Origin of the sequence: Actinotalea sp., from assembly GCF_041597215.1 — a bacterium.
GTDB lineage: Bacteria > Actinomycetota > Actinomycetes > Actinomycetales > Cellulomonadaceae > Actinotalea.
Genome location: NZ_JBFHHB010000203.1, coordinates 1 through 5,898 on the forward strand (window position 1 = coordinate 1; position 5,898 = coordinate 5,898).

Sequence of the window (5,898 nt, forward strand, 5' to 3'; positions counted from 1 at the left end):
CGCGGAACCCCGCGGTAGAAGCGGTCGGCGCGCAGCGCGGGGAGCTCGCGGCGCAGGCGCAGCAGGTGCTGCGCCGTCGAGAAGAGGTGCTCCCGCCACGGCGAGAGCTCCCAGTCGATCCAGGAGATCTCGTTGTCCTGGTTGTACGCGTTGTTGTTGCCCTGCTGGGTCCTGCCGATCTCGTCGCCCGCGGTGAGCATCGGCACGCCGGCGGAGAGCAGGAGCGTGGCGAGCAGGTTGCGCATCGACTGACGCCGCAGCGGGAGGATCTCGATGCCGACGCCGGGATCGCGGGCCGGGCCCTCGATGCCGTGGTTCCAGGACCTGTTGTCGTCGGTCCCGTCGCGGTTGTGCTCGCCGTTGCCCGCGTTGTGCTTGTGGTCGTACGCGACGAGGTCGGCGAGCGTGAAGCCGTCGTGCGCGGTGATGTAGTTGATGCTCGCCGCGAGTCCGCGCATGAGGGGCGGGTCGGAGTAGCCGAAGAGGTCGGCGGAACCGGCGAGCCGGGTCGCCAGCTCGCGCACCCCGTGCCCGGGTCGCCCGTGCGCCGCCTGGGCGGGGTCCTGGAGCCAGAAGGTGCGCGCGGCGTTGCGGAACTTGTCGTTCCACTCCGCGATCGGGGCGGGGAAGCCACCGGTGCGCCACCCGCCAGGCCCGACGTCCCACGGCTCGGCGATGAGCTTGAGCCCGGAGAGCACCGGATCCGTCTGCAGCGCCATGAGGAAGGCGTGCTGCGGGTCAAAGCCGTCCTGGTCGCGGGCGAGCGTCACCATGAGGTCGAAGCGGAAGCCGTCGACGCCGACCTCCGTCGCCCAGTACCGCAGCGAGTCCAGGGCCATCTGCACGACGCGGGGCCGCCGGAAGTCCAGGGAGTTGCCACAGCCGGTGACATCGGCGAACCGCGCGGGTGTGCCGCCGTCGTGCAGGTAGTAGACCGTCGGGTCGAGCCCGCGCCACGAGAGCTGCGGCCCGTCGGTGCCACCCTCGGCCGTGTGGTTGTAGACGACGTCCAGCAGGACCTCGATCCCCGCGGCGTGCAGGGCCTGCACGGCCTCCTTGAGCTCGGCCAGCACCGCGTCCGGGCCGAGCTCCTGGGGCGCGTGGGTCGCGTAGCCGGGGTGCGGCGCGAAGAAGCCGAGGGTGTTGTAGCCCCAGTAGTTGGTCCGTCCGCGCAGGGCGAGCCACGGCTCGGTGGCCATGGCGTGCACGGGCAGCAGCTCGAGGGCCGTCACGCCGAGCGAGCGCAGGTGCTCGACGGTCGCCGGGTGCCCGAGGCCGGCGTAGGTCCCGCGCAGTGCCGGCGGCAGGCTCCGCAGTCGGCGGGTCAGCCCGCGGACGTGGGCCTCGTAGACGACGGTCGAGTCCCAGGGGGTGCGGGGCCGGGTGTCGGGTGCGGGGTGCGACTCGGCCAGGACCACGGAGTGCGGGACGTGGGAGCGCGAGTCGGTCAGGTCGATCGGCCGGCCGTCCAGCGGGCGGTGGTCGTCGTGCACGCGCTGGCCGTAGACGTGCACGCTGGGGAGCTCGAGCCGCTCCATCCCCTCCAGCCCGCGAGCGTAGGGGTCGACCAGGAGCTTCGCCGGGTTGTACCGCGTCCCTGCTCCCGGGTCCCATGCGCCATGGGCGCGGAACCCGTACCGCTGGCCGGGGAGCACGCCGGGGACGTGCGCGTGCCAGACCCCGTAGGTCGGGCCACCCAGCGGGACCCGTCGTTCGGTCCAGCCGTCGGGAGCGTCCTGATCCGGGTCGAGCAGGCACAGGTCGACGGCGGTGGCGTGCGAAGCGAGCACGGCGACGTCGACCCCGTCACCCGCGAGGTGCATCCCCAGCCGGTGGAGTCCGCCGTGTCCTGCCGCGTCGTATCGCACAACGGACCAGTCTGGACCACGCGGACCGTCGCGGCACCACGGTCCACGACCTAGGACTCCGGCGCACGGCAGACCGCAGGCGAGGCCGGATCCGGGCGTTCCGGGTAGCCTGCGGTGTCACTTACGAGGGGAGTACGGGTCCGTGAGGATCGTCGTCTGCGTCAAGCACGTCCCGGACCTGATGGCCGAGCGCCGGTTGGTCGACGGGCACGTCGACCGTGATCAGGGGGACGGCACTCTGAACGAGCTCGACGAGAACGCCGTCGAGGCAGCGCTCGTGCTCGCGGCCGAGCACGAGGCCGAGGTCGTGGTGCTGACCGTCGGTCCGGACGACGCCGTCGACGCGGTGCGCAGGGGCCTGCAGATGGGTGCCGACCGCGGGGTCCACGTCCTGGACGACGCGCTCGCCGGTTCCGACGTCTTCGGGACGGCGACGGTCCTGGCGGCGGCCGTGCGTCACGTCGAGGAGGACGGGCCGGTCGATCTCGTGCTCACCGGGATGGCCTCCCTCGACGGTCTCACCTCGATGCTCCCGGCGGTGCTCGCCGCCGAGCTCGGTCTGCCCCAGCTCACGCTCGCCACCGAGCTCGCGCTCACCGACGGCTCCGTCCAGGTGCGCAGGGACCTCGACCACGCGACCGAGGTGCTCCGGGCGCCCCTGCCGGCGCTCGTCTCGGTGACGGACCAGTCCAACGACCCGCGCTACCCCGCGTTCGCCGGGATCATGGCGGCCCGCAAGAAGCCGGTCGAGCAGCTGAGCCTCGAGGACCTCGGTGTCGACGCCTCGTTTGTCGGGGCGCAGGGCTCGCGCACCGAGGTCCTGGACGCCGCCGAACGTCCCCCGCGGGAGAACCGCGTCCTGATCACCGACGAGGGGGACGCAGGCGCACGGCTCGCCGCGTACCTCGTCGACCACAAGCTCGTCTGAGAGTCCTGGAGGACATGATGGCCACCGCTCCGGTGCTCGTCCTGATCGATCACACCGACGACGGTGCCGTCCGCCCGGCGGTGCGTGAGCTCCTCGCGCTCGCCGCGCGGTTCGGGAGCGTCCACGGCGTGTGGGTGGACCCCGTCGCCCCCGGTGCCGACGCCCTCGCCGAGCTCGGCGCCCACGGCGCGAGCCAGGTGCACGTCGTCGCCCCGAACGGCGAGCACCACCTGACCCCCGTCGTCGCCGAGGCGATCGCCGTCGTCGTCGGGAGCGTCGCGCCCCGGGCCGTGCTGCTCACCAACAGCTTCGAGCACAAGGAGGTCGCCGGCGTCCTCGGTGTGCGGACCGGTGCCGGGGTCGTGGTCGACGCCGCAGGTCTCGAGGACTCGGACGGCACCTTCGTGGCGACCAAGTCGGTCTTCGCCGCCACCTGGACCACCCGCTGCGCGATCCGCACGCCGCTCGCCGTCGTCGCCGTCAAGCCGAACGCCGCGGAGGTCGTGGCCACCGGGCAGGGCCCCGCGTCGGTCGAGGTCCACGCGGTGGACGCCGAGGCAGCCACGGCGGCCGCCCGGGGTGTCGAGCTCGTCGAGCGGACCGAGCGCGCTCCCTCCGGCCGGCCGGACCTCTCCTCGGCCCAGGTCGTCGTCGTGGGCGGCCGGGGGACCGACGGGGACTTCGGGCCCGTCGCCGATCTCGCGGACGTGCTCGGTGGGGCGGTGGGCGCCACCCGGGTGGCCACCGACGAGGGCTGGATCGACCACGAGGCGCAGATCGGGCAGACCGGTGTCACCGTCTCCCCGCGGCTCTACATCGGGGCGGGGGTCTCCGGTGCTGTGCACCACCGCGGCGGGATGCAGTCGGCCGGGACGATCATCGCGGTGAACAACGACCCCGAGGCGCCGATCTTCGAGATCGCCGACCTCGGCATCGTCGGGGACCTGCGGACGGTCCTGCCCGCCGCGACGCAGGAGCTGCGACGACTGCTCGGGTGAGGCTCGCTCACCAGCTCCGCAACCAGCGCAGCGCCTCCCGGCCCTGCGCGAGCTGGAAGGGGCGCAGGTTCGCGATGCCGATCGGGGCAGGCAGCACGGCGGCCTGGACGAAGTAGCCGGCGAGAGCCGCCAGGACGCTGTGCACCGCGTCCAGGTCCGCCTCACGAGCGGCGGGGTGGGCCCGGAAGAGGCTCGCCGGGTCTCCGCCGCCCTGCATCGCGATGCTCGGCAGGATCGTCAGCAGGTCGTACCAGGCCGCACCGCGACCGGTGGCCCACGGCCAGTCGACGATCCACAGCGCGCGCTCGTCGAGCAGGATGTTGTCGGCCCGGAGGTCGCCGTGCGAGAGGGACCGGCCCGTCGCTGCGGCGGCGGCCTGCTCGGACCAGGTGCTCAACGCGTCCAGGTTCTCGCGCATCCATCGGCCCTCGGCGCCGAGCGCCTCGACGGCGCTGTCCATGGCGACGCCGTTCGCGGCGAGCAGGTCCCACCCGGGCGAGAGGTCCGCGACGGCGTCGGACAACGACGGCAGTCCCGAGGGGCACGGCGTCCCGACCTCTGCGAGGGCGGCCACGGCCCCCAGCACCCGGTCGAGCTGCTCGGGCCGCCACGGGTGGTCGGGCAGGTGCCCGTGGGCGACGGCGAAGCCCAGCACGACCCAGGAGCCGTCGTCGTACGACCAGAGCAGCTCGGGGGCGGGCACGGCAGCGGGGAGGAGCCCGGCGATCCGGATCTCCCGGCGGGCGAGACCAGGCGACTCCGGGTTCTGGTCGGGGGAGACCGCCTTGCAGAAGACCTGCGTGCCGTCGCTCAGCTCGAGGACCGAGGCGAAGCCAGGGCTGAAGCCGCTGGTGGCCGAGGCCTCGGAGATGACGTCCGCCCCGGCCGTCTGCGCGATCCTCGCCCTGACCGGACGTGGGAGGTCCGTCCACGAGAGGCGGGAGCCGCTGAAGGCCAGCGGTGGGCCGTCGATGGTCACCCAGGGATCATGCCAGCCCGCCGGGAAGGTCGGGACCGGTGACCGGCCGGCGGTCGTCCGCGCTCGTCAGCCCGTCCCGGCGTTCCTAGACTCGCCTCCCATGACCTACCTCGACCACGCCGCGACGACGCCGATGCACCCGGCGGCGCTCGAGGCGATGGTCGCCGAGCTCGGCCGGACCGGGAACGCCTCGTCGCTGCACGGGCCGGGCCGCGCGGCTCGGCGCACGCTCGAGGAGTCCCGGGAGTCGCTGGCCGCGGGCCTCGGCGCGCGCCCGAACGACGTCGTGCTCACCTCGGGGGGCACCGAGGCCGACAACCTCGCGATCACCGGGCTCTACTGGGCACGTCGGACGGCCGATCCCCGCCGTCGACGGGTCGTGGTCTCGGGGGTCGAGCACCACGCCGTGCTCGACCCGGCCCGGAGGCTCGAGCAGCATGGGGCGGAGATCGTCGTGCTGCCCGTCGACGCGGAGGGCGTCGTCGACCTCGCGGCGCTCGCGGCGGAGCTCGACCGGCACGCCGAGGAGATCGCCCTGATCAGCGTGATGTGGGCGAACAACGAGATCGGCACGATCCAGCCCGTCCCGGCCGTCGTCGCCGCGGCGCGGGAGCACGGGATCCCCGTCCATGCCGATGCCGTGCAGGCCGTCGCCCACCTCGACGTCGACTTCGCCGCGAGCGGGCTCGACGCCATGACCGTCAGCGGGCACAAGATCGGCGGACCGGTGGGGATCGGCCTGCTGCTGGTCCGCCGGGGGCTCGCCGTGCAGCCCGTCCTGCACGGCGGGGGGCAGGAGCGTGGGCTGCGTCCGGGGACGCTCGACGTCCCGGCGGCGCGAGCCTTCGCCGTCGCGCTCGAGCGGGCCGTCGCCGATCGGCCGGTCGAGGCCCCGCGGCTGTCCGCCTTGCGCGACCGGCTGCTCGCGGGGGTCCTGGACCAGGTTTCCGACGCCGTGGTCCGTGGCCCGCGCGGAGCGGCTCGGCTCCCCGCCAACGCCCACCTCACGTTCCCCGGCTGCGAGGCCGACTCGCTCATCTACCTGCTCGACAGCGCCGGGATCGCCTGCTCGACGGGGTCCGCCTGCCAGGCCGGGGTCCAGCAGCCCTCCCATGTGCTCCTGGC

At 73.8% G+C, this 5,898-nt stretch carries 5 protein-coding genes; 3 read left to right on the plus strand and 2 right to left on the minus strand.

The features are described from left to right. On the minus strand, positions 1–1,823 hold a 1,823-nt coding region (gene glgX / locus ABWK99_RS12715), incomplete at its 3' end, for a glycogen debranching protein GlgX (RefSeq protein ID WP_372595073.1). A 187-nt stretch (positions 1,824–2,010) separates the two neighbouring features. Between glgX and ABWK99_RS12720 the strand changes: the two genes are divergently transcribed. Both ABWK99_RS12720 and ABWK99_RS12725 read left to right on the plus strand, forming a co-directional pair. After that, entirely contained in the window at positions 2,011–2,796 is a 786-nt protein-coding gene (locus ABWK99_RS12720; RefSeq protein WP_372595074.1) for an electron transfer flavoprotein subunit beta, read from the plus strand. A gap of 17 nt (positions 2,797–2,813) precedes the next feature. Next, positions 2,814–3,794 (plus strand): electron transfer flavoprotein subunit alpha/FixB family protein, encoded by a 981-nt coding sequence (locus tag ABWK99_RS12725; RefSeq protein ID WP_372595075.1) that lies wholly within the window; start codon positions 2,814–2,816, stop codon positions 3,792–3,794. 7 nt (positions 3,795–3,801) lie between these two features. On the opposite strand, the gene ABWK99_RS12730 is transcribed toward ABWK99_RS12725, so the two are convergent. Further along, entirely contained in the window at positions 3,802–4,773 is a 972-nt protein-coding gene (locus tag ABWK99_RS12730; RefSeq protein WP_372595076.1) for a phosphotransferase family protein, read from the minus strand. Between the two features lie 100 nt (positions 4,774–4,873). On the opposite strand from ABWK99_RS12730, the gene ABWK99_RS12735 reads away from it, so the two are divergent. After that, positions 4,874–5,898: cysteine desulfurase family protein (locus ABWK99_RS12735; protein ID WP_372595077.1), on the plus strand; the 1,025-nt coding region annotated here is incomplete at its 3' end.

Excerpts from the sequence above, each read along its gene's own strand:
- ABWK99_RS12725 (WP_372595075.1), top strand. The coding sequence starts at position 2,814 with ATGGCCACCGCTCCGGTGCTCGTCCTGATCGATCACACCGACGACGGT.